This is a genomic window from Lentzea nigeriaca, from assembly GCF_016907955.1.
Taxonomy (GTDB): domain Bacteria; phylum Actinomycetota; class Actinomycetes; order Mycobacteriales; family Pseudonocardiaceae; genus Lentzea; species Lentzea nigeriaca.
In genome coordinates this window covers 243,716-268,063 of record NZ_JAFBCX010000010.1, presented here as the reverse complement: position 1 = coordinate 268,063, position 24,348 = coordinate 243,716, and the positions used below count along the sequence as shown (strand labels likewise).

Here is a 24,348-nt window from a genome sequence, read left to right as displayed (position 1 = left end):
TCTTGTTTAGAGTTAACCGCCCAAACTGAGAGCTGGGTCACAAATCCGCAGGTCCGAACGGGTAGCCCACCGCGCTCACCTCCGTGACGGCAGCCCTCTGACCAACTCCGCCACCTCGCGCGGCGTGAACTCCAGCGCGCTGATCCCCACGCTGACCTCGAAACTGCACCGGCGCGGATCCGGGTTCGACCGCGCGTACAGGAACAGCTTGATCCCGGTGTCCTCCGCCAGCCTCCGCGCGGCCCGCTGCGCGTCGTGCCGCCCCATCGGCAGATGGACGTGGAACACGGGAGTCCGCGGCACCTCCGGAACCGTGTGCGCGAACCCGTCGGCGTTGATCGCCTCCGCCAGAGCCTGGGCATGCCGCCGGAACTCCGCCATCCGCGGCAGCGTCTCGTCCATGCCCATCAACGCGATCGCCGCCAACGGCCACGCGTCCACGATCGCCCCGCCCAGCCGGCGCCGCCACACCGCCGCGTGCCCGATCACCGCCTCGTCCCCGGCCAGCACCGCACCCCTCGTGCCTTCGAGTCCTTTGTAGAGCGACACGTAGACCGTGTCGAACAACGCCGCGATCTCGGGAAGCGTCGCGTCGTAACCGGTCTGCGCCTCCCAGATCCGCGCGCCGTCACAATGCGCCGCCGCGCCGTTCTCCCTGGCCCACCGGGTCTGCGCCGCGAGGTCCTCGAACTCCGGCAACTGCCCGCCGATGTCGCGCTGCGGCAGCTCGATCACGACCGCCGCGAGCGGTTCATGTACAGCCTTGAGGTCGTCGAGGCCGAGCAACTCGTTGCGATCGCCGGCCGGATGGAACCGCAGGCCGTGCACCGCGCTGTAACCCTGGTTCTCCCATACGTGCAGATGCGTCTGCGGATGCCCCGCGAACGCGTGCCGCCCCGTCCGCTCCGCGTGCACCCGCAGCGCCGTCTGCTGCGCCATCGTCCCCGACGGGAAGAACAACGCCTTCTGCTTGCCCAGCAGGTCCGCGACCCGTTCCTCCAGCTCCCGCACCGGGCCGCCGGGCTCGACGTCCGGTCCGATCCGCTCGGCGAGACGACGCAGAACCTCGTGCGGGGACCGGCGCGGGCCCGAGTGGTTCGACAGGGAACGCAGGATCGTCATGCCCGCGAGCCTACCTACTGCAACTTGCTGGCAATAGCGCGTTCTGGTCAGGCCGCAGCGCTCAGCCGCGCGTCCAGCTCCGCCTCATCCGAGACGAACCACAGCTGCCGCCCCTTGTTCGACTCGTGCACGAAGTCCCGCAGTGCCGTGCTCTCCGCCACGTGCGCGGAGATGTCCCCGACCACCACGAGCCGATACCCGTACTGCTGCAGCTTCTGCACCACCGCACCCGCCACTCGCGTGCGCAACCAGAAGAAGTCCTCGGTCAACCGCGCCACCGGCAACACCAGCCACTGCACGTCCTTGCCCCACAACGTGCCGATCAGGTCCACAGCGGACTGTTCGTCGGCGATCGGCGGCCCGTCCGGCGCGCACATCAGGACCGTCGCGCCATGGCGCGTCTGCACAACATCAGGCATGACCCGGAACCTAGCCGCGCCCCATGCCCGCTGTCGCGGTCAATTCCACACCCTCCTCACCGTGAGCAACTGCGTGATCACCTTGATCACCTCGAAGTGGTCGCGGCGGTAGCGTTCGTGATCGAACAAGCAGCCGAGTCTCTGGGGGAGACATGAAGTTCGCGAAGATGGTGTCCGCTGCGGCGATCACGCTCGCCGCGCTCACGGCGCTGGGCACGGCGGCCACCGCGTCCGCCGCCGGCAACGACGACGTGTCCATCCTGACCTGGCGAGTCGTCGACGGGCCGTTCCCCGGCAACGAGGAAGGCCGGCAGGACTGCTACCGGACGGCGGCCGACTACCAGCAGGCGTACGGCTGGAAGACCGGCTGCCTGCTGGAAGCGGACAGCAACCAGTACTTCGTCTGGGCTGACCTGTAGAACCTGGCCGACCCAGCCGTGTGATCAAACGGACCGGGCTCGCCGACCACCACGGGACCGAGGTGGTCGGCGCATGCCGGGCCGTTCGAGGGCGTCGAGCAGTTCACAGCGCACGAGGGTGCGGTGCGGGACTGCCTGCGGCGAGCCGAGGACTTCAGCCGGATTGGCTTGCGAGTTCTGCGCCGAGGAAGCAGCGCAGGGGACCCGCCACACCGAGGTCACGTTCACCGCGGCTGCGCACGGAGAACGGCTCGGTGATCCGGACATGCCCCTCGGTGTTGACCGGGCTCGCCGCAGGACAGACCGCCCACGGCAGCGACTGCCGTGTGATCGTGGATCACCCCAGAAAGCGGTCGGTCGCGCACCCGCAGGAAATCACTCCGGCTCACGATCGCGCACCCGCGGGTTTGTCGCGACCGCGCCGGTTCCGCTCGAGGTGTGTCCATCGTCCAACGTCGCGCTGGGACTGGTCGACTCCGTCTCCTCTCATCCGTTGCCACTGCAGACGGACGCCAGGCTGATCACCACGCCCGAAAACACAAAGGCGTTGCCGCGTCAGGACACCGCCACCTGGCGTGCCGGCTCGTAACACACCAGGCCGTGCCGGGCCGCGAGCAACGCCACCAGCTCCAGCACCTGCCGGCGACCCGGCCACACCACATGCACGATCACCGCGTCCGATCCCACCGTCAGCGCCTCGTTCCACGACACCGGCGACGCCGGATCAGGCGAGGTCTGCCGCAGCTCACGCACGAACGCCGCCACCGCCGGATCGAACGCCCCCAGCGGCGACGCCCGCAGCTCCGCGTACCGCGCCGCCGCCTCCGCCGAGGACGCCGGGCCGGGAGCCCGCCACAGCACCACATCCACGGGCACGTCCATCACGCCACCTTCCCGAACAACGCACCCAGCCGCGGAATCCGCGCCGAGACCTCCGCCGGATCCGCGAAGTCCCACGCCTCGCCGACCGGTTCCGGCGACACCAGGACCTGCAGCCCGCGTGAGTCCAGCTCGGACTCCAGATCACCGTCGAACGCCTCGACCGCCACATAGTCGAGACCCTCCCAGTCCGGCCAGTCCGCATCCGCCCACGCGTGCACGCCACCACGCGACGCCAGCTTGCGGACGTGCGGCAGATCCGCCAGCGCGTCCGGCGACGAGACCACCGACTCGAACACCGCCCGCCCCTGACCCACCAGCCACGCCTGGAAGTAGAAGAACTCGTCGTCCGAGCACCACCCGCCGCAGATCACATGAGCCGCGTGCCAGTGCGCCCACGTGTCCACCCGGCGCCGCACCTCGGAAAGGCGCAGCGCGAACTCCGCGGCCTGCGACGACGGCAGCGCGGCGACAAGCCACTCCAGCCTCTCGTCCTGGCCGGAGGTCTCCGCAGCCGACCTCTCGACCAGGCCCAGAACGCGTTCAGGTCCATGCCGCAAGACGCTAGCGAGGGGGTCTGACAATTTTCGGCGCCGACCGATCGTGCCTGGTCAGGCCACCCTCCTCCAGTCCGATGGCGAGCTGTCGCAGCCGAGGCAACCGCTGGGCGGCCTCCACCGGCGAGTCCAGATCCCACACCGCACCGGTGAGCGGACCCGCGTCGCCCACCCGCAGACAACCCAGCCCCCTCAACGCGTCGTGCAGCGACCGGCCCGTCGCGGTGAAGAACGCGTCGTGCGCCACCCACGCCCGCCCCGGCCAGAACGGCCACGTGCTGTCCGGCCACGTCTCGGCACCGACCGCCAGCAACGTCCGCACCGCCGGCGCGTCCGGACACGCGGCGACCTCGCCGATCACCGACCGGCCCAGCCCCGCCAGCCGCGACGTCAGCCATTGGGTTCGTTCGTGCTGGTCAGAGGTGATGGCAGCGGAGCGGTCGATCAGGTCCCAGAAGACGTCGAGGTCCATATCGGCGACGTTGTCGGAGAGGGGTCTGACAATTCCTGGGTGCCGCTGGACGGACCATCACGACGCTTTCCCGAGCAACGCCCACAACTTGGTATCCGGCGCACACCGGACACCGCGGCGAACGCCCCGCCCGTCACGCGGTGCAGCGCCTCCACTCCGTTCAGTCGGCATCGGGCCGAGCGCGCACCACCCAGCGACGCGAACGCCGGCGAGCGCGTCGGGCGGTTATTGGCGCGAACCATTCGACCGGGCTGACTATCCTTGAGCGCAAATGGACACCCCGCTCGCTGAACTGCACAAACGCCTGCCCGAGCTCATGCCGCGTGATCAACGACGGCTCGCCAGGCGCCTCGACGGCGTACGCAAGGTCAAGGACCCGCTCGCGGCCAAGAAGATCACCGAGGAGATCGCCGCCCAGATCGACGAGGCCGCGCTCAAGGTCGCGCTGCGCAGGGAGTCCGTCCCCAAGATCGGTTACCCGGAAGAACTCCCGGTCAGCCAGCGCAAGGACGACATCAAGGACCTGATCGCGAAGCACCAGGTCGTGATCGTCGCCGGTGAGACCGGCTCCGGCAAGACCACCCAGCTGCCCAAGATCTGTCTCGAGCTCGGCCGCGGCATCACCGGCCAGATCGGCCACACCCAGCCCCGTCGCATCGCCGCCCGCACCGTCGCCGAACGCGTCGCCGAGGAGCTGGGCACCAAGCTCGGCGACACCGTCGGCTACAAGGTCCGCTTCACCGACCAGTCCGGCGACGACACCCTGGTCAAGCTCATGACCGACGGCATCCTGCTCGCCGAGATCCAGACCGACAAGACGCTGAGCCGCTACGACACGATCATCATCGACGAGGCCCACGAACGCAGCCTCAACGTCGACTTCCTGCTCGGCTACCTCAAGCAGCTGCTGCCGCGCCGCCCCGACCTCAAGATCGTGATCACCAGTGCCACGATCGACCCGCAGCGCTTCAGCGCCCACTTCGGCGACGCCCCGATCATCGAGGTCTCCGGCCGCACCTATCCCGTCGAGACCCGCTACCGGCCGCTCGAGGAGGACGACGACCAGACCCAGGGCATCATCAACGCCGTCCACGAGCTGCAGGCGGAAGGCCCCGGCGACATCCTCGTGTTCCTCTCCGGCGAACGCGAGATCCGCGACACCGCCGACGCCCTCAAAGCCGAGGACCTCCGCAACACCGAGATCCTCCCGCTCTACGCCCGGCTCAGCGTCGGCGAACAGCACCGCGTCTTCCAGCGCCACAGCGGCCGCCGCGTCGTGCTCGCGACCAACGTCGCCGAGACCAGCCTCACCGTGCCGGGCATCAAGTACGTCATCGACCCCGGCAACGCCCGCATCTCCCGCTACAGCCACCGCCTCAAGGTCCAGCGCCTGCCGATCGAACCGATCAGCCAGGCCTCGGCGAACCAGCGCAAGGGCCGCTGCGGCCGCGTCAGCGAAGGCATCTGCATCCGCCTGTACTCCGAAGAGGACTTCGAGGCACGGCCGGAGTTCACCGACGCGGAGATCCTGCGCACCAACCTCGCGAGCGTCATCCTGCAGATGACCGCCATCGGCCTCGGTGACGTCGCGAAGTTCCCGTTCATCGACCCGCCGGACTCGCGCAACATCAACGACGGCATCGGTCTGCTGCAGGAGCTCGGCGCCATCAGCACCGCCCAGAAGGGCGCCGGCGAGCAGAAGCTCACCCCGATCGGCCGCAAGCTCGCCCAGCTGCCCGTCGACCCGCGCCTGGGCCGCATGGTCCTCGAGGCCGACACCACCGGCTGCCTCAAAGAGGTCATGATCATCGCCGCGGCACTGTCCATTCAGGACCCCCGCGAGCGCCCCGCCGACCAGCAGGAGGCCGCCACCCAGCAGCACGCGAGGTTCGTGGACTCCGAATCCGACTTCGTCACGTTCCTCAACCTCTGGCAGTACCTCAAAGAGCAGCAGAAGGCGCTGAGCGGCAACCAGTTCCGCAAGCTGTGCAAGAACGAGTTCCTCAACTACCTGCGCGTGCGCGAGTGGCAGGACATCTACCTGCAGCTGCGCCAGGTCGCCAAGCAGATCGGCATGCACCTGGGCGAGCAGCCCGGCGACCCCCGCAACATCCACATCGCCCTGCTGTCCGGTCTGCTCAGCCACATCGGCGTCAAGGACGTCCTCAAAAAGCAGGCACCAGGCGAGAAACGACGTCCCATGACGGAGTTCCTCGGCGCCCGCAACGCCAAGTTCGCGATCTTCCCCGGCTCCGCCCTCGCCAAGAAACCACCGCAGTGGGTGATGGCCGCCGAACTCGTCGAGACCAGCCGCCTGTGGGGCCGCATCGTCGCCAAGATCGAACCCGAGTGGGCCGAACGCCTCGGCGACCACGTCGTCAAACGCCAGTACTCGGAACCGCACTGGGAAGCCAAACGCGGCAGCGTCGTCGCCCTGGAGAAGGTCACCCTCTACGGTGTGCCGATCGTCGCCGGCCGCAAGGTCAACTACGGGCGCATCGACCCGGAACTCAGCCGTGAGCTGTTCATCCGCCACGCACTCGTGCAGGGGGAGTGGACCACCCACCACAAGTTCTTCCACACCAACCGAGCCCTGCTCGAAGAGGTCGAGGAACTCGAGAACCGGGCGCGGCGCCGGGACATCGTCGTCGACGAGGAGACCCTGTTCGAGTTCTACGACCAGCGCGTGGGCGCCGAGGTCGTCTCCGCCCGGCACTTCGACTCCTGGTGGAAGAAGCAGAAGGACAAGACCCTGCTCACCTTCACCAAGGACATGCTGGTCAACGACCGCGCCGACGTGAGCCCCGAGCAGTACCCCGACCAGTGGCGCCAGGGCGAGCTGACCCTCCCGCTCAGCTACCACTTCGAACCCGGCACGAAGAACGACGGCATCACCGTCCAGCTCCCGCTCCCGGCACTCACGACGCTGGACGACGACGCGTTCTCCTGGCAGATCCCCGGCCTGCGCCACGAACTCGTCGTCGCGCTCATCCGCTCACTGCCCAAGCAGATCCGCCGCAACTTCGTTCCCGTCCCCGACGTCGCCACCGCCGTGCTCGCCCGCATCAACCCCGCGGAGACGTCCCTGCTCGGCGGCATCGAACGCGAGCTCAAAGCCCTCACCGGCGTCACCGTGCACCGCGACGACTGGCAGTTCGACGCCGTCCCCGACCACCTCAAGCTCACCTTCCAGGTCGTCGACGAACACAACCGCACCCTCGCCGAGGGCAAGGACATCGCCGCGCTGAAGGAGAAACTGCGCGACGAGGTCCGCGAGTCGCTCAGCCAGGCCGCCGGCCACCTCGAACGCACCGGCCTCACCACCTGGGACTTCGACGCGCTGCCGCGCACGATCGAGCAACGCCAGTCCGGCATCACCGTCACGGCCTACCCGTCCCTGGTCGACCAGAGCTCCGCGGTCGCGATCAAGGTCCTCGACACCCCCGGCCGCCAGGCCTACGCCCACCGCCGCGGCGTGCGCAGACTGCTGCTGATGGGCATCAACTCGCCCGTCAAACACCTGCAGCGCCACCTCGACAACGCCGCCAAGCTCGCGCTGACACGCAACCCGCACGGCGGCGTCGCGGCCCTGCTGTCGGACTGCATCACGGCCGCCGTCGACCGGCTCATGGGCGAACCCGCCTGGGACGCCAAGGCCTACGCGCTGCAGCTGAAGAAGGTCCAGGCGGCGCTCAACGACACCACCTGGGTCGTCGTCCAGGAAGTCCGCAAAGTCCTCGAAGCCGCGCACGAGGCCGAGCTCAAGCTCAACGCGCTCAAGGGCGCCCCGGACTCGGTCGCCGACATCCGCGCACACCTCAACTCGTTGGTGTACAAGGGTTTCGTCACCCAGACCGGTTATGATCGGCTGCCCGACCTCGTGCGCTACCTCAAGGGCGTCGCACGGCGGATCGAGAAGCTACCCGAGAACCCGCGCCGTGACCTGGAATGGACCGAGAAGGTCCACCAGGTCCACGCCGAGTACCGGGAGCTGCGGGCACAGACACCGGCCGACGAACCCGCGCCGGAGCTCGACGAGATCCGGTGGATGATCGAGGAACTGCGCCTGTCGTACTTCGCCCAGACCATCGGAACCCGGTACACCGTCAGCGACAAGCGCATCTACAAGGCGTTGGACGCCGTGCCGCTGTGAGCCGCTACCGTGGAGCATGAAGTTCTCGGGGGATTCCACCTGGGTGATCTCAAGCGGCGACGGCGGCACGTTCGCCCTGTTCGTCCGTGACGCGCTCGGTATCAGCACACCGGCAGCCGACTCCATACCGCGCCTCACGCCACCGGTCCAGCGACTCACCGGCCTGCTGTACCCGCCGGAGCTCGTCGAGGACTGGGACCGGTGGTGGCGTGACTGCAGCACGATGGGCCACGGCCGCGAACCGGTCGGCCTGCCCGTCGAGCTGCGCGAGGCCTACTACGAGTGGGGTGCCTTCACCACACCGGAGAACACCCAGCGGCGCGACGACATCAGGATCAGCTTCTCCAACTCCGTCCACGAGCTGGTCACCGAGCTCGAACAGGAACTCCGCCGCAGACCCGTCTTCAAGCTCGACGTCGTCCAGATCCCCGTCGAAGGACAGTTCTGGCGCCGCCTCAAGCACGACAGGGTGCTCGTCTCCGAGGAACTCATGGCCTCCCGCAACGTCATCGCGCCACTGGAGTCGGTCATCCGCGAGCTCGCCCGATAGCGCCTCACCGGTGCGACACAAAGGGCACCGCCACCGACGTCGCACGCAAAGGCGCGGACGGCCGGTGGCGGTACGTCATCGACAAGCCGTTCGGCACCGCCTAGGCGGCTTGCGGCGGCTCCATCGCCCCGGTCATGATCGCCACCGCGTCCGACATCGACACCGACTTCGGGTCCACCACCGCCTTGCGGCGGCCCAGGCGCTGGATGTGGATGCGGTCGGCCACCTCGAACACGTGCGGCATGTTGTGGCTGATCAGGATCACCGGCAACCCGCGGTCGCGGACCTGAAGGATCAGGTCCAGCACCGCGCGGGACTCCCGCACACCCAACGCGGCGGTCGGCTCGTCCATGATCACGACACGGCTGCCGAACGCCGCCGCGCGCGCCACCGCCACGGCCTGGCGCTGGCCACCCGACAGGGTCTCCACCGCCTGGCCGGGATTCTGGATCGTCATGATCCCCAGCGCGTCGAGCTGCCGGCGGGCCTCCTCGCGCATGCCCTGGCGGTCGAGCATCCGGAACACCGAACCCAGCACACCGGAACGGCGCTTCTCCCGGCCCAGGAACAGGTTCGCCGCGATGTCCAGCGACGGCGACACCGCCAGCGACTGGTGCACCGTCTCGATCCCGGCCTTGCGCGCGTCGATCGGGGTGGAGAACGACACCGGCTCACCGTCGAGGAGGATCTCGCCCTCGTCCGGCACGACCGCCCCCGACAACGCCTTGATCAGCGACGACTTGCCGGCGCCGTTGTCGCCGATCACCGCGAGGATCTCACCGGGCAGCAGCTCCAGGTCCGCGCCCGCGAGCGCGGTCACCTTGCCGTACCGCTTCACCAGGCCAGTGGCCTGCAGCACCGGCGTGGTCATGCCTTCACCTTCCTGATCCACTGGTCCAGCGAGACCGCCACGATGATCAGCACGCCCACCGCCATGGTCTGCCACAGCACGTCCACGCCCGCGAGCGCCAGGCCGTTGCGGAACACACCGACGATCAACGCTCCGATCAGCGAGCCCACCACGGCGCCGCGGCCGCCGAACAACGACGTCCCGCCGATCACCACGGCGGTGATGGAGTCCAGGTTGTCGGTCTGCCCGGCCTGCGGGCTGGCCGACGCGATCCGGCCGATCAGCGTCCACGCCGCCACCGCGTAGATCAGGCCCGCCGTCGCGTACACGCTCAGCAGCACCCGAGCCGTCCGGATGCCGGACAGGCGAGACGCCTCCAGGTCGTCACCGGTCGAGTAGACGTGCCGGCCCCACGCGGTGTTCTTGAGCACGAACGCCATCACCGCCACCAGGACCACCAGCATGATCGAGCCGTAGGTGATGCGCGTGCCGCCGATGTTGATCGTCTGCCCGGTCCACAGCAGCAGCGACGGCATGTCCGTGCCGCGGATCGTCGCGCTGCCCGAGTACCAGAGGTTCACCGCGAAGAACACGTTCAGCGTGCCCAGCGTGACGATGAACGGCGGCAGCTTCAGCCTGGTCACCAGCATGCCGTTGAGCAGGCCGCACAGCGTGCCGACCGCGAAGCCCAGCAGCAGCGCGGGCAGCCCCGGCAGCCCGGTGCCCGCCGCGACCTTCGCCATCACGATCGACGTCAGCACCATGATCGCCCCGCACGACAGGTCGATGCCCGCCGTCAGGATCACGATCGTCTGCCCCACCGCGAGCGTGCCCACCACCGCGACCTGCTGCAGGATCAACGAGATGTTGCCCGGCGTCAGGAACCGCTCCGACAGCAGCGCGAACACGATCACCGCCACCAGCAGCACCACCGCCGGCCCGATCGTCGCCTGTGCGTGCAACAGGTGCTGAAGCCGCGTGAGCACCGAGCGGTCCCGCTGCTCCGGCAACGGAGCCGGCGGCCTCGTAGCCGTAGTCGTCATCTTCTCAGCCCCAGCAGTTCTGCAGGCCGAACGCCGAGTCCTTCGACTCGACACCGTCGGCCGGCTGGTCGGTGATCAACGTGACGCCCGTGTCGGTGTTCTGCGGCTTGGACCCGTCCTTGGCGAACTTCGCCACCGCCTCCACACCCAGCTGCGCCATCTTCAGCGGGTACTGCTGCGACGTCGCCCCGATCACGCCCGCCTTCACGTTGTTCACGCCGGGGCAGCCGCCGTCGACCGACACGATCACGACGTCCTTCTCCTTGCCCACCGCCTTCAACGCCTCGTAGGCGCCGGCCGCGGCGGGCTCGTTGATCGTGTAGACGAGGTTGACGCCGGGGTCCTTCTGCAGCAGGTTCTCCATCGCCGTGCGGCCACCGGCGGGGTCGCCGTTGGTCACGTCGTGGCCCACGATCCGCGGGTCGGCCTCGTCACCGATCTTGTTCTTGTCCTTCACGTCGACGCCGAAGCCCTCCAGGAAGCCCTGGTCGCGCTGCACGTCCACCGACACCTGGTTCGGGTTGAGGTCCAGCAGCGCGATCTTGGCCTGCTTGCCGTCCTTGGCGAACTTCGCCTTCGCCCACTGGCCGATCAGCAGACCCGCCTTGTAGTTGTCGGTCGCGAACGTCGCGTCCGCGGCGGACGCCGGCTCCAGCGGCGTGTCCAGCGCGATCACCAGCAGGCCCGCCGCCCGCGCCTTGTCCACCGACGGCACGATCGCCTTCGAGTCGCTCGGCGTGATCAGGATGCCCTTCGCACCCGACGCGATCAGGTTCTCGATCGCGGAGACCTGCGTCTGGTTGTCACCGTCCTGCTTGCCCGCGAACGACTGCACCGTCGCACCCGACGACGAGGCCGCCTTCTGCGCACCCTCCTTCATCTTCACGAAGAACGGGTTCGTGTCGGTCTTGGTCACCAGGCCCACCAGCGTGCTGCTGCCGCCGCCGCCCGACGAACCGCCGTTCCCGCACGCCGCCACGGACAGCGCCAGCACCGCCGCCGCCGTCAGCCCGAACGCTCTGCGCGACATGACTCCTCCTACGTCAACGTTGACGTAACCGGCCGTGTGAGTCGAAATCGGATGGAGCTGGCTCGGCTACGTAAGAGATAGAGAACCGGGGGTTCCGTTACGTCATCGTTGACGCTAGCTTTCGCGGAGAAGAAGCGACAAGCGGGCGTTACGCAAGCGTTACCCGAGGTGGGTGGACATGGATCATGCAGGCGAAAGACGCGAACCCACGATGCGCGACGTCGCGGCCCTGGCGAAGGTCAGCACCAAGACCGTCTCGCGGGTCATCAACGGCCTGCCCGGCGCGGGCCCCGAGGTCGTCGAACGCGTCCGCGCCGCCGCCCGCACCCTGGGCTACCGGCCCAACCTGACCGCCAGCAGCCTGCGCCGCTCCGACCGCCGCAGCGCCACCATCGGCGTGCTGTTCGAGGACCTCTCCAACCCGTTCGACTCCGCGCTGCTGCGCGCCGTCGAGGACCGCGCCCGCCACAACGGCGTCCTCGTGCTCGCCGGCAGCAGCGAGGACGACCACTCCCTGCAACGCGAACTGCTGCTGTCGCTGTCCGCGCGCCGCGTCGACGGCCTCGTCGTCATGGCCGCCGGCGGCCACCAGGACGCCCTGCAGCAGGAACGCGACCGCGGCACCCCGATGGTGCTCGTCGACCGGCCACCCACCTTCGGCGGCACCGACTGCGTCACCACCACCAACCGCGAAAGCTCCCGCGAAGCCGTCCTGCAGCTCGCCTCGCTCGGCCACCGCGACATCGCGTTCCTCGGCGACCGCCGGACCCTGTGGACCAGCCAGGAGCGCTACACCGGCTACCTCGAAGGCCTCGCCCAGGCCGGGCTCACCCTGCGCGAAGAGCTCGTGCGCACCGACCTGCACGGCGCCGACCTCGCCGAAACGGCCACGGCGATGCTGCTCGACCTCGCGAAACCACCCACCGCGCTGTTCACCGCCCAGAACCTGGTCACCGTCGGCTCCATGCGCGTGCTGCGCGCCCGCGGCCTGCAACACCGCGTCGCCCTCATCGGCTTCGACGACTTCCCGCTCGCCGACATGCTCGAACCCGGCATCACCGTCGTGCGCCAGGACGTGCCCCGCCTCGGCCGCAAAGCCGCCGAGCTCATCTTCGCCCGCATCGACGGCGACACCTCACCACCCGTGCACGCCGTCGTCCCCGCCGCCCTCGTGCGCCGGGGCTCCGGCGAGATCGCGCCGTCAGCCGACTGACAGCACCGCGTCGATCACCTGCGGACCCGAGCACAGCGCCTCGTCGTTGTGGTCGGCGCCGGAGATCTCGACCAGCTTCGCCTTCGCGGCGGCGGCGACCTCACGGCTCTGAGCGGGCGGCACCACCGAGTCCGCCGTGCCCAGCAGCACCACCGTCGGAACGTCCACAGCGGACACCCGCTCGAGCACGGGATACTTGTCCCGCAACACCATCTTCACCGGCAGCCACGGGTAGTGGTGCGCCCCGACCGCCGCCAGCGACGAGAACGGCGACCGCAGCACCAGCCCGAGAGGCGCCCGATAGGTCGCGAGCTCGACGGCGACCGCGGCCCCCAGCGACTCGCCGAAGTAGATCACCGGACCGTCGATCAGATCCAGCGCCGCCCGCGCGTCATAGGTCAGACCCTCCTCCGAGGGCACACCCGGATTGTCGCCGTAGCCGCGGTAGTCGAACAGCAACACCGACAACCCGCGCTCGGTCAGCGCCCGCGCCAGCGGCACCCGCCCCAGCCGGTTGCCGCCGTTGCCGGGGAACACGATCACCGTCGCCGGCGCGTCGTACACCTCGAAATGCCAGCCGTTCAGCAGCAGACCGTCCGCCGCCACCAGCCGCACATCGCGCCCACCAGGCAAAACCTCCTCCGCGGACGGCAACGGACCGGGGGAGGGGAAGTAGATCAGCTTGCGCTGAAAGGCGAAGACCACGGCGACGATGGTGACAACCACCGCCGCCGCGATCAACACCGGCCTCCACATCACCCCATGATGAGGTTCAGCAGCGCTTGTCGGTGGTCGCGAAGAACGCGAACTCCGGGTTGTCCACCAGATGCCCCTGCGCCTGCGTGCAGATCGACAACGTGTCGGTGCCGTGCGACCACACCTCGCGCTCGCGGTCGGCGCCCTTCACGTGCCCCCGCGAACCGGGCAGGATCGCCGCCGTGACGTAGTAGCGGTCGCCCTTGTTGTGGTACCAGTCCCACACGTAGACGTACGCCCAGTTCTTGCCACAGCCCTTGAACTGCTTCACCGACGCCACCGGGCCACCACCCTCGTCGATGTAGGCGGTCCTGCCGATCTGCGTCACCCGAGCACACCCCGGCGCCGACTCCGCGTGCGCCACCCCGGACGACAGCGCGGCCAGCGCGAAAGCGGCCACCGCCGCGACAGAAACGAATCTCACGCCGCGACAGTGCCCCGCCGCAGTTAGTCGGCGGTAAACCGGCGCGGCAACAGCAGCGCCGCGGCCGAGGCGGCCACCAGCATCACCACGGCCACCGCCAGCCCGGCCCGCAGCCCCACCGCCCCGAACACCGCCACCGCGAGCGCGCCGCCGGTCTGCCGGAACGAGTTCAGCACCCCGGCGGCCATGCCCGCCCGGTCCGCGGCGATGTGGCCCATCAGCACGGCGGTCAGCGACGGGATCGCGCTGCCCAGCCCGAAGCCGACCCCGACCAGCAGGGCCGCGACCACCGGCAGGGGCGTCCCCTCGTCCACCCGCAGCAGCGCGACCATCGTCGCCGCGCAGACCAGCTGGCCGACGGCGATCGGCAGCCGCGGCCCGAACCTGGCCGCGACCCGCGCCGAGACCAGGTTGGCCACCGCGATCACCGCAGTCATCGGCGCGAACACCAGTCCCGCCGTCATCGCCGAGAGCCCCAGCCGGTCGTGGAAGTAGAGGCTCAGCACGAACACCAGGCCGTAGAACGCGGCGTTCACCACGAACCCGATCACCACCGACAACGTCACCGTGCGCGACCGGAACAGGCCCAGCGGCACCATCGGCGCCGCCGCCCGCGACTCGACCAGCACGAACACCAGCGCCGCCACCGCCGCCACACCCAGCGCCACCGGCTGCACGCCGTCGATCACCCCGAACGTCAGTGCCACCAGCGTCACGATCGCGGTGACCTGCCCGAGCGGATCGAGCGGCCGGGTCACCCGCGGCGAGCGCGGCGCACGGGCCAGCACCAGCAGCGTCACCACACCGACCGGCAGGTTCACGAAGAAGATCGCCCGCCAGCCCAGCGTGCCGGTCAGCACCCCGCCGACCAGCGGACCCGCGGCGAGCGACAGAGCCCCGCCCACGGTCCACAGCGCGATCGCCCGTGCCCGCGCCACCGCGTCCGGGAACGCCTGCCGCACCAGCGCCAGCGACGACGGCAGCATGATCGCCGCCGCACCGCCCTGCAGCAGCCGGGCACCGATCAGCCCGCCCAGCCCCGGCGCCAGCCCGCACGCCACCGAGGCGAACGTGAAGACCGCGGCACCGGCACCGAACGCACGGCTCGCCCCGACCCGGTCCGACAAAGCGCCCGCGGACAGCAGCAGTGCCGCGAACATCACCAGGTAGGCGTCCACGATCCACTGCAACGCCGCCGTGCTGCCGCCGAACTCGCGTCCGATACCCGGCAGCGCGACGTTCATCGCCATGGAGTCGAGGTTGATCAGGAAGACGCCCAGAAACGCGGTCGCCAGGACCAGCTTCGGCCCGGCCGTCTGTTGTGGTGGTGCGAGAGTCGTCGTCACCTGATCAAGGCTGGTCAGCATCGAGGCCGCGGAGCAGACCGCGATTTTCCGGGTAGCGCCAGAGGGGGTGTGACACGGCCAGGGAAACCGGGCCTCCCGCTGGCAGACTGAAGACCATGACCGAGTTCGGGAGGTTCCTGCGAGCACGCCGCGGCGCCATCAGCCCGGCCGACGTCGGACTGCCCTCCAGAACCGGGCCCCGCCGCACCCCCGGCCTGCGCCGCGAGGAAGTCGCCGCACTGGCCGGCGTGAGCATCGACTACTACGTGCGGCTCGAACGCGGCAAGGAGACGAGGCCCAGCCCCGCCGTCGTCGAGGCGCTGGCCGGTGCGCTGCGCCTGAACTGCGAGGAACGGGACTTCCTGCGCGGACTCGCCGCCCAGGCGGCACGGCAGGCTCCAGAACCCCGCCCGTTGCCGTCCCGTCGTGTCCGCCCCACCATGCTGCGGCTGCTGGAGACCCTGCGGCCCAACCCCGCCTACGTCGTGAGCCGCACCAACGACCTGCTCGCCGCCAACCCCGGCGGACTGCGGCTGCTGTACGGCATCGAGGACTGGCCCGAACGGCAGCGCAACACCATCCGCTACACGTTCCTGCACCCCGCCGCCCGCGAGCTGTGGGCAGACTGGGAACAGAAAGCACAGGCGTGCGTCGCGCAGCTGCGCGCCATCGCCGGCACCGACCCCGACGCCCCCGACCTCGCCTCACTGGTCGGCGAGCTCGTCGTCAAGAGCCCCGACTTCAACCGGTTCTGGGAACGCTACGAGGTCCGCACCATCGGCGACGGTGAGAAGACCACCTACCACCCCGAGGTCGGCACCATGACGCTCTCGCACGAGGCGCTGACCCTCAACCGCGGCCAGGGCCAGCGCCTCATCGTCTACCTCGCCACGCCCGGCACCCCCGACCACGACGCGATGACGCTGCTCGACCTCGTCGCTACCCCGCGGCCACCGCGTACAGGAACCACGTCGAGTGCGGGATCCACTGCTCCAGCCACCGCCAGTCCGTGTTCGGACCCGACGACGCCACACCCGGATCCCACTCGATCCCACGCCCGTCCGCGGCACGACCGGTGATCCCGTTGACGATCCCGCCCGCAGCCCGGACCCACCGCCACGACCCCGTCGCCGACCCGTCCGGGTACTCCAGGTAGATCGGCGCCGTCCGCCCGCTGCCCTCCAGCATGCACACGTCGAACGGGTTGCAGCCCACGATCCAGTTCAGCTGGTCCGCCGCGTACGACCGCAGGCGCGCCGCGAACGCCGCATCGAACGCTGCGTCGAATTTCCGGGCCGCCAGCCTCGCCGCGGTCGCCAGTGAGGCCAGGCGCGCGTTCTCGCCCTGCCACCACGTGCCCGCCGCGTCGTGCGGGAAGAAGAACCCGTCGAACCGCTCACCGGCCGCCGTCTGGACCACCTGCCGCGCGTACCCGAACGGGTTGGGCACCGCGCCGGTGATCGACAGCTCGAACTCCAGCGACTTCCGGACCGCCGCCAGCACGTCAGGGCCCGCGATCGACGCATACGCCAGCAACGCCACCACCGGCATGCCCGCATCGGACGGGTGGAAGTACGGCCGATCCTTGTCATCAGCCCGGAAATGCCCGCGTGGCATCAACCGCGCGACCAGAGCGGCCGCCCGCCTGTCCGCCTCAGCCCGGTACTCCGGCTTCGGGGCCGTCTTGACCAACTCCACGGCGGCGAGCAGGACGTTGTAGTCGTCCTGGATGTTCTCCTTGCCGTCGTTGGTCAACCGCACGTTGTTGACCTGCAGGAACTCGAACGCCGCCTCGGCCGCCGCCAGGTACCGCGACCGCGGGAACTCCCCGTCCACCGTGCCCCGCGCCGCCCGCGCCAACGCCGCGATGGCCACCCCGCAACCCTCGCGGTAGTTCAGCGGGCCCTTGCGCAGGAACCGCTTCGCCGGGTCGATGCCGATGTCGTCCTCCTGCGGCTGCCGCACCGACCCGTAGAACGACCCGCCCGGCATCTGCACCCGCACCAGGTAGTCCGCCCCGTACACCGCCTCGTCGTGCAGCAGCTCCCGCAGGTGCCGGAAATCCGGGTTCGCCCGCCGCGTCAGCTCGTCGTAGGCCGCCCACAGCACGTACGCGGTCAACGGCAGCTGCAGCGTGTTGCAGAACGAGTACTTCGACAGCTGCGTGAAGTGCTTCGACCAGTCCGCAGCCGCGTCGTACCACCCGCCGTGCGCGTCCACGCGGATCGACCGATCCGGCTCGTACGGCAGCGAGCGGTCCACCCGGTCGTACTCGCCGAAGGACCGTGAGTCCTTGAAGAACCGCACCACGTGCGGCAACGTCCGCCGCTCCAGCACCAGCGGCTCGATCACGAACGGCCGCGACACCCCGCCGTCCGTCGACAGCACGAATTCACCAGAACGTGTGAAGTTCGAGAAGTCCGCGACCGAGTAGAACGACGGCACCGCCGGGAACTGGTTCGCCTTCCAGTCCGCCACCGGCCCCACCTGCCTCGCGGTGCCGCGATACACCACCTTGCCGCTGCCGTGCTCGGCCAGCTCGAACCGGTGCGCCCCCGGCGTCGAACAGGCGATCACCGCCCGCTTCGGCCCCTCGGCCTCATAGCCGACGTTGTTCGTCAGCACCCACGTCAGCCCGCCCGGCGAGGCTGAAGCCGTACCCGCCGCGGCCAGCGCTCCAGCCGTTGCGAGCAGGAACGAACGCCTACCAGTGCCCATCCCGTACGCCTCCAAAACGTAACGGAGGGCGGCGGCACGATCACTCTATGGCTTCAGTCAAGCGCCCAAACCCAGGGCACGGCCCCAGGTTGCCGCGAACCTCAGCCCGCCGGGGCGAACGGCACCAGCACGACCGTGATGTTGTCGTGGCCACCTGCTTCGAGGGCGACCTTCACGAACTCCTCCGGCCCGCACGGCAGCAACGGCTGCAGGTCCTCCGGCTGCGGCCGGTAGTTGTGCAGCCCGTCCGAGCACAGCAGGAACACACCCGGCGAGGTCGGCTTCAGCGTCACGACCTGCGGGACCACCTGCCCGGCGTCCGCGCCGATCCACCGCGACAGCACGTGCGCCCGCCGGTCCGTGCGCGCCTGCTCCTCGGTCAGCACACCCTCCGCGACCAGCTGCGCCGCCCACGTGTCGTCGGTCGTGAGCTGCTTGGAGCCCTCCTCGGACAACCAGTACGCCCGTGAGTCGCCGACCCAGCCGATCGTCGCCGAGTTCTCGGTGACCAGCACCGACACGAACGTGCACGACGGTGCGACACCCCGGCCACCCGCCTCGACCGGCTCGTTCTCCACCAGCTGCTCGACCGCGAAGCACGAGGCCGAGACGGCGTCGACCATCGCCTGCTCGGCGTCGGCGGAGTCGATCAACGCGTTCAGCAGCACGTCCACCGCCGCGTCGGCAGCGGCCTGCGACGCCTGCTCAGCGCGTTCGGACGACGCCACACCGTCGCAGACGACGGCGGCGGCACCCTTGCCCGCGACGTGCCCGAACGCCATCGAGTCCTCGTTGCGTGCCCGCCGCTTGCCCCGGTCCGACACACCCGACACCGCGCCGAGGGTGTACTCGACCCGGTCACGCGCCGACGGCTGGTGCCGCCCGCACTGGGTGCAGTAGTCCTCGTCGTCGATGTCCGGCGAGCCGCACAGGATGCACGAAGCCTGCGCGGGCCCGGTCGGCCCGCCCAGCGGCGTGCGGCGGACCAGCAGGTTGCGCCCGCACGCCTCGCAGAACCGGTCTTCCGGCGCCACGGGCGCGAAGCACTCCGGGCACTTCAGGGTGTCCATCAAACCAACGTCCTCGGCCTTACCGCGTTCGCGCGGTCCACCAATGCGATCCGTTCCTCCGGCGTGGCCGCGAACCGGGCCAGCGTGCGGTAGCGCCGCTCGAGACCCAGCCGAAGCTCGTGTTCGGAGAGTGCACAGTCCAGCACCCTGCCCTCGGCGGCCTGATTGCGGGTCACGTAGTCGAACGCCGCCTCCAGCAGTTCCGCCGACAGCTGGGTGTGCGAATGTACGTCGATGTCCAAGGCGTGCAAGCGTTCCCCGGCCGCGACGAGGTCGTCGGCGTCGCCGTGACCGAGCTGCGCGCGGACCGCCGCGATCTGCGCGGCCAGATGCTGGGAGGAAGTGTCCGGAACGGACAGCAGCACCTCGACCGCCCGCGCCCGGTCGCCGCACGCGAGCAGAACCCGCGCCAGCCCGAATGCCGCCGACACGTACGCGTGGTCGGTGCGCCACACGAGCTCGTACCAGCCCGCCGCCGCCTTCAGATCCTCGGTGGCCTCGCAGCACACGCCCAGCGCGAGCTTCGGCGCCGCCTCACCCGGCACAGCCGAGCACACCGCGTCGAAGAACCCCAGCGCGTCCTGCGGCCGCTTGTCGGTCAACGCCGCGAGGCCGCGGTACCAGTCGGGCCGCCAGTCCTCCGGGTCGAGCTCGGACTCGTCGAACATCGACGGTGTCGTCAGCGCTTCCAGCTCCCGCAGCGCGGCCTCGGTGTCACCGGACTCGATCAGCACCCGCACGATCCGCAGCCGCACCTCCACCGTCAGCTCCGGTGCCTTGCGCAGGCCCGCCGGATCCGACGTCGTCGCCGTCGCCAGCCAGGAGGCGGCCGCGTCGGAGGTGCTCACGGTCGGCACCGGCAACGCCAGCGCCACCTCGGTGAGGTCCAGCGCGCCCTCCACCCCGAACCGGCGCCGTTCCGGGGTGAACTGCCGTGACGGGCCCGGCCGCTGCACACCGTCCTCGATCGACAGCACCTCGCGCAGCACACCCGTGAGCTGGTCGGCCATGTCCTCCGCGCTGGAGAACCGCAGCTCCGGGTTCGGGTTCGTCGCGCGCAGCAGCAGCCGGTGGAACGACTCGAACCGGCCCAGCAGCGGCTCCTCGTCCACTGTGGGCAGCCGGTCCTTGCAACGGCCGCGGAAGTCGAACGGGAAGCTCATCACCGCCAAAGCGCGCCCGACGGTGTAGATGTCGGAGAACACCGACGGCCCGATCGTGCCGATCTCCGGCGCCTGGTAGCCGATCGTGCCGTAGATGGGGGAGTGGTGGTCGTCGATGCGGCGCACCGCGCCCAGGTCGATCAGCTTGAGCTGCTCCTCGGTGTGGATCATGTTGTCCGGCTTGAAATCGCAGTACAGCAGCCCCACGCCGTGCAGGTAACCGACCGCGGGCAGGATCTCCAGCACGTACGCGATCGCCTGCGCCAGCGGCAACGCCTCGTCACCGCGGCCCTCGCGGCGCCGCTTCGTGATCATGTCCTTGATCGACTCGCCGCCGACGTACTCCATCACGATGTACTCGACGGTGTTGCCGGTCTTGCGGTCCTCGTGCCGGATGAAGTTGTGGATCTTCACGATGTTCGGGTGCTCGACCTCGGCCAGGAACCGCCGCTCCGCCATCGCCGCCGCCATCGCATCGGCGTCACCCGAGTCGAGCAGGCCTTTGAGCACCACCCACCGGTCGCTCACCGCGTGGTCCAGCGCCAGGTACAGCCACCCCAGGCCACCGTGCGCGAGACACCCCAGCACCTCGTACTGGTCGTGCAGCAGCTCGCCCGGCTCGAGCTTGGGCGTGAACGAGTACGCGTGACCACACTGCGGGCAGAACCCCTCGACCCTGCCGGGCTTGCCGTCCTTGCGCCGCCCGACCTTCTTGCCGCACTTCGAGCAGAACCGCTTGGCCTCCGGCACCTCGGGGTTCTCCAGCACCGCGGTCTTCGGATCCCGGTACGGCACCCGCGGCACCTCGACCAGCCCCGCGCCCAGCCGGCCGCGGCTCATCGACCGCGCGCTGCCCCGCCGCGACCGGCCTGAGCTCGATCGCGAGACCTCCTGCGACACCGACCAGGGTGCGGTCCCCGGTGACGTCGCGGGCCCTGTCGCGGGCAGATCCAGTTCCTCACCCATCTCGCGACCCTCCCTAGTCCCGATAACGAGCGACGGGCGGCGCCGGTGCCGGACCCAGCGTGCTCAGCCAACGCCAGTAGATCCCGCTCCACGAGCCGTCGGAGCGCATTCGTTCCAGTACGCCGTTGACGAACCTGACCAGGTCCTCCTGTCCCTTGGGGATACCCACCCCGTACGGCTCCTCGGTGAACCGCCCCCCGACCACCTCCGTGTACGGGTCCTGCGCGGCCAGGCCCGCGAGGATCGTGTCGTCGGTGGAGATCGCGTCGGTCTGCCCCTGCTGCAGCATCACCAGGCAGTCCGTCCAGTTCGGCACGCTCACCGTCGTCTTCACCCGGTTGATCACGTTGCCCAGTGACGTCGACCCCGACGCCACGCACACCCTCTTGTCCTTGAGGCTGTCCACACTGGTGTTGCCCGAGTTGCGGCGCACCAGCACCCGTTGCCCCGCCTGGTAGTAGACCGACGAGAAGTCGACGCGCTCGAGCCGTTCACACGTGATCGTCATCGTCCGGACGACGAGGTCGACCTCGCCGCTCTGCAGCATCGGAATCCGCTCGGCCGACGTGACGACCTTGAACTGGACCTTCTTCTCGTCACCGAAGATGGCCTTGGCGATCTGCCGCACCACGTCGACGTCGAAGCCCTCGATCTCACCGGTGAACGAGTTGCGGAACCCCATCAGGTACGAGTTCTGGTCCACCCCGGCGATCAACCGGCCGCGCTTGAGGATCCGCTCCATGTTCGAGCCCGCCGGCATCTGCCCCGCGGGAGGCAGCGGGCCGGGACGCAGGCTCGCCGTCGCGTCGCACGACGGCGCCGGGCTCGCCGAGCTGCTCGGGGCGGCCGTGACCGTGCTGGCGCCTGCCGGCTGCGGTGCCGGGCCGCTGCGGGGTACGACCTCGCTGGGCGCCGGACCCGCCGAGCACGCGGTCAGCAACATGATCGATACCAGCGCCAGTCGTCTCACCGGTACTCCTTGAGCCGCTGCCACAATCCCATCGTCGACCCTGCCGCGCTGATCACCGCGAGCACCAGCACCCCGACCACGGTGCCCGCGAGCGACGCCCGCGCCACCGCCACCTCGTCGCTGAAGTCTTGCCGCGCCTCACCGATCGCCCGCACCAGGTCCTTGTCCAGGGAGTCGAAGTACGGGTTGTCGATCAACGCCACCGCGTCGTTGTACTGACCGGCGTCGTCGGCCCCGCGGATGCGCTGGTGCACCTGCTGCCACTGGCGGAAGTGCCGCATCGCCTGGTCGACGGCCTCGGTGTTGGCCAGCCGTTTGGCCTGGTCGAGCTGGCCCTCCAGCCGTTCGGAGACCTCGACGAAGCTCTTCTCGTAGGCCTGGCCCGCACCCCGCGCGACCAGCGTCAGGGTCTCGTCGCCTCGCGCTGTCAGTGTCGCGATCCGCGCCTGCGCCAGCACGTCGACCGTCTTCGACGCCTTGCGCGAGTCGGCGACGTCGTTCATCACCAGCACCGACACTGTCGTCACCCACAGCAGCGACAGCACCGCCGCACCGGTCGCGACCAGCAGGCCGACGTTGAGCAGCCGGTTCGTCTTGCGGGTCAGGTACCGCTGGGTGAGCACCAGCGCGATCACGAACGCCAGCGCCACCAGCACCGGAGCCCACGGGAAGCCCGCCTCGTCCTGCGCGCCGGCCACCCGGTCGGTCTCCGCCCGGTACAGCTCCTGCGCCGACGGCAGCAGCTGCGTGCGCATCAGCCCGGACGCTTCCCGCAGGTACGCCGCGCCCACGGGGAAGCCCTGCCGGTTGTTCGTGCGCGCCGTCTCGATCAGTCCCGTGTAGACGGGCAGCTGGGCGGACAGCGTCGCCGTCAGGTCGGGGGAGGAGGCCGTGGCCACCGACAGCGCGGCCTGGGCCTGGGCGATGTCGGCCTCGTAGCGTTCACGCAACGCGGGCGGCTCCAGCCCGCCGGACAGGAACGCGCTCGCCGCCGTCGCGTCGGCGTCCTGCAACGCCCGGTAGACCTCCTGCGCCGCGTGCGAGAGGGGCTCCGACCGGGTCGCGAGGTCCTCCAGCGCCCGTTCCTGCCGGTTCACGCTCCACGTCGACAGCCAGCCGCTGGCCAGACTCGCCAGCACCAGCACCACGACGATCAGGCTCAACCGCCCCGGTGTCGACCGCGCGAGACCGGTGACCCGGCGCACCAGCGCCTGCCGCGGCTGCGAGTCGATCACCACGAGCGGGCCTCCCTGTGGCGGTGCTGTCCACGCGTCGTGGTGATCGTCACCACTGCGCGTGGCGTAACTGTAGGCAGTTGAGGGACACCGCGCGGGAATTACCCACTCATCCCGCACGGGTGTCATGAGCCCGTAACCGCCGCCACCCCGCCGCCGTGGAGTACGCGGGGAGCTTTCGTACTCTCCTGGAGTACGTGGGGGCCCCGCGTGCGGTCAGCAAGCAGGGTGGGATCGGGTGGCGATCAGCTGGGCGATGCCGTCGAGGATCATGGTCAGCCCGAACTCGAACGAGTGCTCCGGGCTGAACGCGCTCTGGTGCGCCTCACCGACCGCGTTGCCGACCCGCGACGCGACCGGATAGCGAGCCGCGTCGAACACGGTCATCAGGAACGGAACCGCCGCGTCCCACCACTGCTGGTCGGTCAGCCCGGTCTCCTTCTCGGTCACCGCGGCCGCCGTCAGCCCGCGTGCCGAGTTCTGCACGTGCCCGAGGACCAGGTTCAGCACCGAGTCCATCTCCACGTCCGACAGACCGATGCCGTCCAGGCCGCGCAGCTCGAAGTCGTACTTCGCCGCGACCTGCGGGCCCAGTACCGTGCGTGACGGCGCGACCTGCAACAACCACGGGTGACGCCGGTACAGCGCCAGGTTCTCCCGCGCCACGTACGTGAGGTGCTCACGCCAGCCCTCGACCACCTCGCGGCCGGTCGCGGCCTGCACGGTGTCGACCATGACGTCGATCAGCTCGCCCTTGCCGGGCACGTAGGTGTAGAGCGACATCGTGCCGACGCCCAGCGACTCGGCCACGCGGCGCATCGACAGCGCCTTCAACCCGTCGGCGTCGGCCAGCGCGATGCCCGCCTGCACGATCCGGTCGACGCTCAGGTCCGGCTTGCCCCTGCGGCTCGTCCGCTCCTGCGTGCGCCACAGTAACGCCAGCGTCCGCGCGGGGTCACCGCTGCCCGTGTGTTCGATCACGGACGTGACCCT

The 24,348-nt window shown here is 69.7% G+C and carries 21 protein-coding genes and 1 pseudogene; 5 read left to right on the top strand and 17 right to left on the bottom strand.

The features are described from left to right. Positions 1 to 75: 75 nt before the first annotated feature. Together JOD27_RS31315 and JOD27_RS31310 are read right to left on the bottom strand one after the other, a co-directional pair. Complete coding sequence (locus JOD27_RS31315; protein WP_204765891.1) at positions 76 to 1,122, bottom strand: threonine aldolase family protein; 1,047 nt, start codon at positions 1,120 to 1,122, stop codon at positions 76 to 78. A 47-nt stretch (positions 1,123 to 1,169) separates the two neighbouring features. After that, the gene (locus JOD27_RS31310) at positions 1,170 to 1,541 is read right to left on the bottom strand and encodes a DUF4180 domain-containing protein (protein WP_204765890.1); all 372 of its coding nucleotides are present in this window, start codon (positions 1,539 to 1,541) and stop codon (positions 1,170 to 1,172) included. Positions 1,542 to 1,693: 152 nt separating this feature from the next. Here JOD27_RS31310 and JOD27_RS31305 point away from each other — a divergent pair, with 152 nt between their 5' ends. Continuing rightward, complete coding sequence (locus tag JOD27_RS31305; protein ID WP_204765889.1) at positions 1,694 to 1,960, top strand: hypothetical protein; 267 nt, start codon at positions 1,694 to 1,696, stop codon at positions 1,958 to 1,960. Positions 1,961 to 2,515: 555 nt separating this feature from the next. Here JOD27_RS31305 and JOD27_RS31295 read toward each other — a convergent pair. The 3 genes from JOD27_RS31295 to JOD27_RS31285 are packed head-to-tail and all read right to left on the bottom strand — an operon-like array spanning position 2,516 to position 3,868. Further along, complete coding sequence (locus JOD27_RS31295; protein ID WP_204765887.1) at positions 2,516 to 2,842, bottom strand: hypothetical protein; 327 nt, start codon at positions 2,840 to 2,842, stop codon at positions 2,516 to 2,518. Further along, positions 2,842 to 3,399 carry a DUF4240 domain-containing protein gene (locus JOD27_RS31290; RefSeq protein WP_204765886.1) on the bottom strand — a complete coding sequence of 186 codons (558 nt, stop codon included), beginning with the start codon at positions 3,397 to 3,399 and terminating at the stop codon, positions 2,842 to 2,844. The genes JOD27_RS31295 and JOD27_RS31290 overlap by 1 nt, the downstream gene beginning before the upstream one ends. Positions 3,400 to 3,403: 4 nt before the next feature. Then, entirely contained in the window at positions 3,404 to 3,868 is a 465-nt protein-coding gene (locus JOD27_RS31285) for a hypothetical protein (RefSeq protein WP_204765885.1), read from the bottom strand. A 271-nt stretch (positions 3,869 to 4,139) separates the two neighbouring features. Between JOD27_RS31285 and hrpA the strand changes: the two genes are divergently transcribed. Then, positions 4,140 to 8,021 (top strand): ATP-dependent RNA helicase HrpA, encoded by a 3,882-nt coding sequence (gene hrpA / locus JOD27_RS31280; protein ID WP_204765884.1) that lies wholly within the window; start codon positions 4,140 to 4,142, stop codon positions 8,019 to 8,021. Positions 8,022 to 8,037: 16 nt separating this feature from the next. Beyond that, positions 8,038 to 8,571 (top strand): hypothetical protein, encoded by a 534-nt coding sequence (locus JOD27_RS31275; protein ID WP_204765883.1) that lies wholly within the window; start codon positions 8,038 to 8,040, stop codon positions 8,569 to 8,571. Positions 8,572 to 8,671: 100 nt separating this feature from the next. Here the strand turns inward: JOD27_RS31275 and JOD27_RS31270 are convergent, their stop codons facing one another. From JOD27_RS31270 to JOD27_RS31260, 3 genes are read right to left on the bottom strand one after another with little or no spacing between them, the layout of a single operon-like run. Then, entirely contained in the window at positions 8,672 to 9,442 is a 771-nt protein-coding gene (locus tag JOD27_RS31270; protein WP_204765882.1) for an ATP-binding cassette domain-containing protein, read from the bottom strand. After that, positions 9,439 to 10,464: an ABC transporter permease gene (locus JOD27_RS31265; protein ID WP_204765881.1), complete on the bottom strand. Its 1,026-nt coding sequence runs from the start codon at positions 10,462 to 10,464 to the stop codon at positions 9,439 to 9,441. The genes JOD27_RS31270 and JOD27_RS31265 overlap by 4 nt, the downstream gene beginning before the upstream one ends. Positions 10,465 to 10,468: 4 nt before the next feature. Further along, complete coding sequence (locus tag JOD27_RS31260) at positions 10,469 to 11,494, bottom strand: sugar ABC transporter substrate-binding protein (protein ID WP_204765880.1); 1,026 nt, start codon at positions 11,492 to 11,494, stop codon at positions 10,469 to 10,471. A 178-nt stretch (positions 11,495 to 11,672) separates the two neighbouring features. On the opposite strand from JOD27_RS31260, the gene JOD27_RS31255 reads away from it, so the two are divergent. After that, positions 11,673 to 12,707: a LacI family DNA-binding transcriptional regulator gene (locus JOD27_RS31255; RefSeq protein WP_204765879.1), complete on the top strand. Its 1,035-nt coding sequence runs from the start codon at positions 11,673 to 11,675 to the stop codon at positions 12,705 to 12,707. Here JOD27_RS31255 and JOD27_RS31250 read toward each other — a convergent pair. The 3 genes from JOD27_RS31250 to JOD27_RS31240 are packed head-to-tail and all read right to left on the bottom strand — an operon-like array spanning position 12,696 to position 15,233. Beyond that, positions 12,696 to 13,463, bottom strand: a complete 768-nt coding sequence (locus JOD27_RS31250; RefSeq protein ID WP_204765878.1) for an alpha/beta hydrolase — start codon at positions 13,461 to 13,463, stop codon at positions 12,696 to 12,698. The two genes, JOD27_RS31255 and JOD27_RS31250, sit on opposite strands and share 12 nt — an antisense overlap. A gap of 16 nt (positions 13,464 to 13,479) precedes the next feature. Further along, entirely contained in the window at positions 13,480 to 13,887 is a 408-nt protein-coding gene (locus JOD27_RS31245; RefSeq protein ID WP_204765877.1) for a hypothetical protein, read from the bottom strand. Between the two features lie 23 nt (positions 13,888 to 13,910). Beyond that, positions 13,911 to 15,233, bottom strand: a complete 1,323-nt coding sequence (locus JOD27_RS31240) for an MFS transporter (protein ID WP_204765876.1) — start codon at positions 15,231 to 15,233, stop codon at positions 13,911 to 13,913. 116 nt (positions 15,234 to 15,349) lie between these two features. On the opposite strand from JOD27_RS31240, the pseudogene JOD27_RS31235 reads away from it, so the two are divergent. After that, positions 15,350 to 16,150, top strand: a pseudogene (locus tag JOD27_RS31235) (helix-turn-helix domain-containing protein); the annotation flags it as partial. A gap of 22 nt (positions 16,151 to 16,172) precedes the next feature. Here JOD27_RS31235 and JOD27_RS45370 read toward each other — a convergent pair. From JOD27_RS45370 to JOD27_RS31210, 6 genes are all read right to left on the bottom strand, one after another. Beyond that, positions 16,173 to 17,951 (bottom strand): glycoside hydrolase family 9 protein, encoded by a 1,779-nt coding sequence (locus JOD27_RS45370; protein WP_239569640.1) that lies wholly within the window; start codon positions 17,949 to 17,951, stop codon positions 16,173 to 16,175. A 101-nt stretch (positions 17,952 to 18,052) separates the two neighbouring features. Next, complete coding sequence (locus JOD27_RS31230; protein ID WP_204765874.1) at positions 18,053 to 19,021, bottom strand: PP2C family protein-serine/threonine phosphatase; 969 nt, start codon at positions 19,019 to 19,021, stop codon at positions 18,053 to 18,055. Further along, on the bottom strand, positions 19,021 to 21,150 hold the full coding sequence (locus JOD27_RS31225) for a serine/threonine-protein kinase (protein WP_204765873.1): 2,130 nt from the start codon (positions 21,148 to 21,150) through the stop codon (positions 19,021 to 19,023). The genes JOD27_RS31230 and JOD27_RS31225 overlap by 1 nt, the downstream gene beginning before the upstream one ends. 13 nt (positions 21,151 to 21,163) lie before the next feature. After that, positions 21,164 to 22,093, bottom strand: a complete 930-nt coding sequence (locus tag JOD27_RS31220; protein ID WP_204765946.1) for a glutamate ABC transporter substrate-binding protein — start codon at positions 22,091 to 22,093, stop codon at positions 21,164 to 21,166. A 23-nt stretch (positions 22,094 to 22,116) separates the two neighbouring features. Further along, entirely contained in the window at positions 22,117 to 23,358 is a 1,242-nt protein-coding gene (locus tag JOD27_RS31215; RefSeq protein WP_307830430.1) for a GlnX family signal transduction membrane protein, read from the bottom strand. 213 nt (positions 23,359 to 23,571) lie between these two features. After that, on the bottom strand, positions 23,572 to 24,336 hold the full coding sequence (locus JOD27_RS31210) for a TetR/AcrR family transcriptional regulator (RefSeq protein WP_204765872.1): 765 nt from the start codon (positions 24,334 to 24,336) through the stop codon (positions 23,572 to 23,574). Between the last annotated feature and the right edge of the window lie 12 nt (positions 24,337 to 24,348).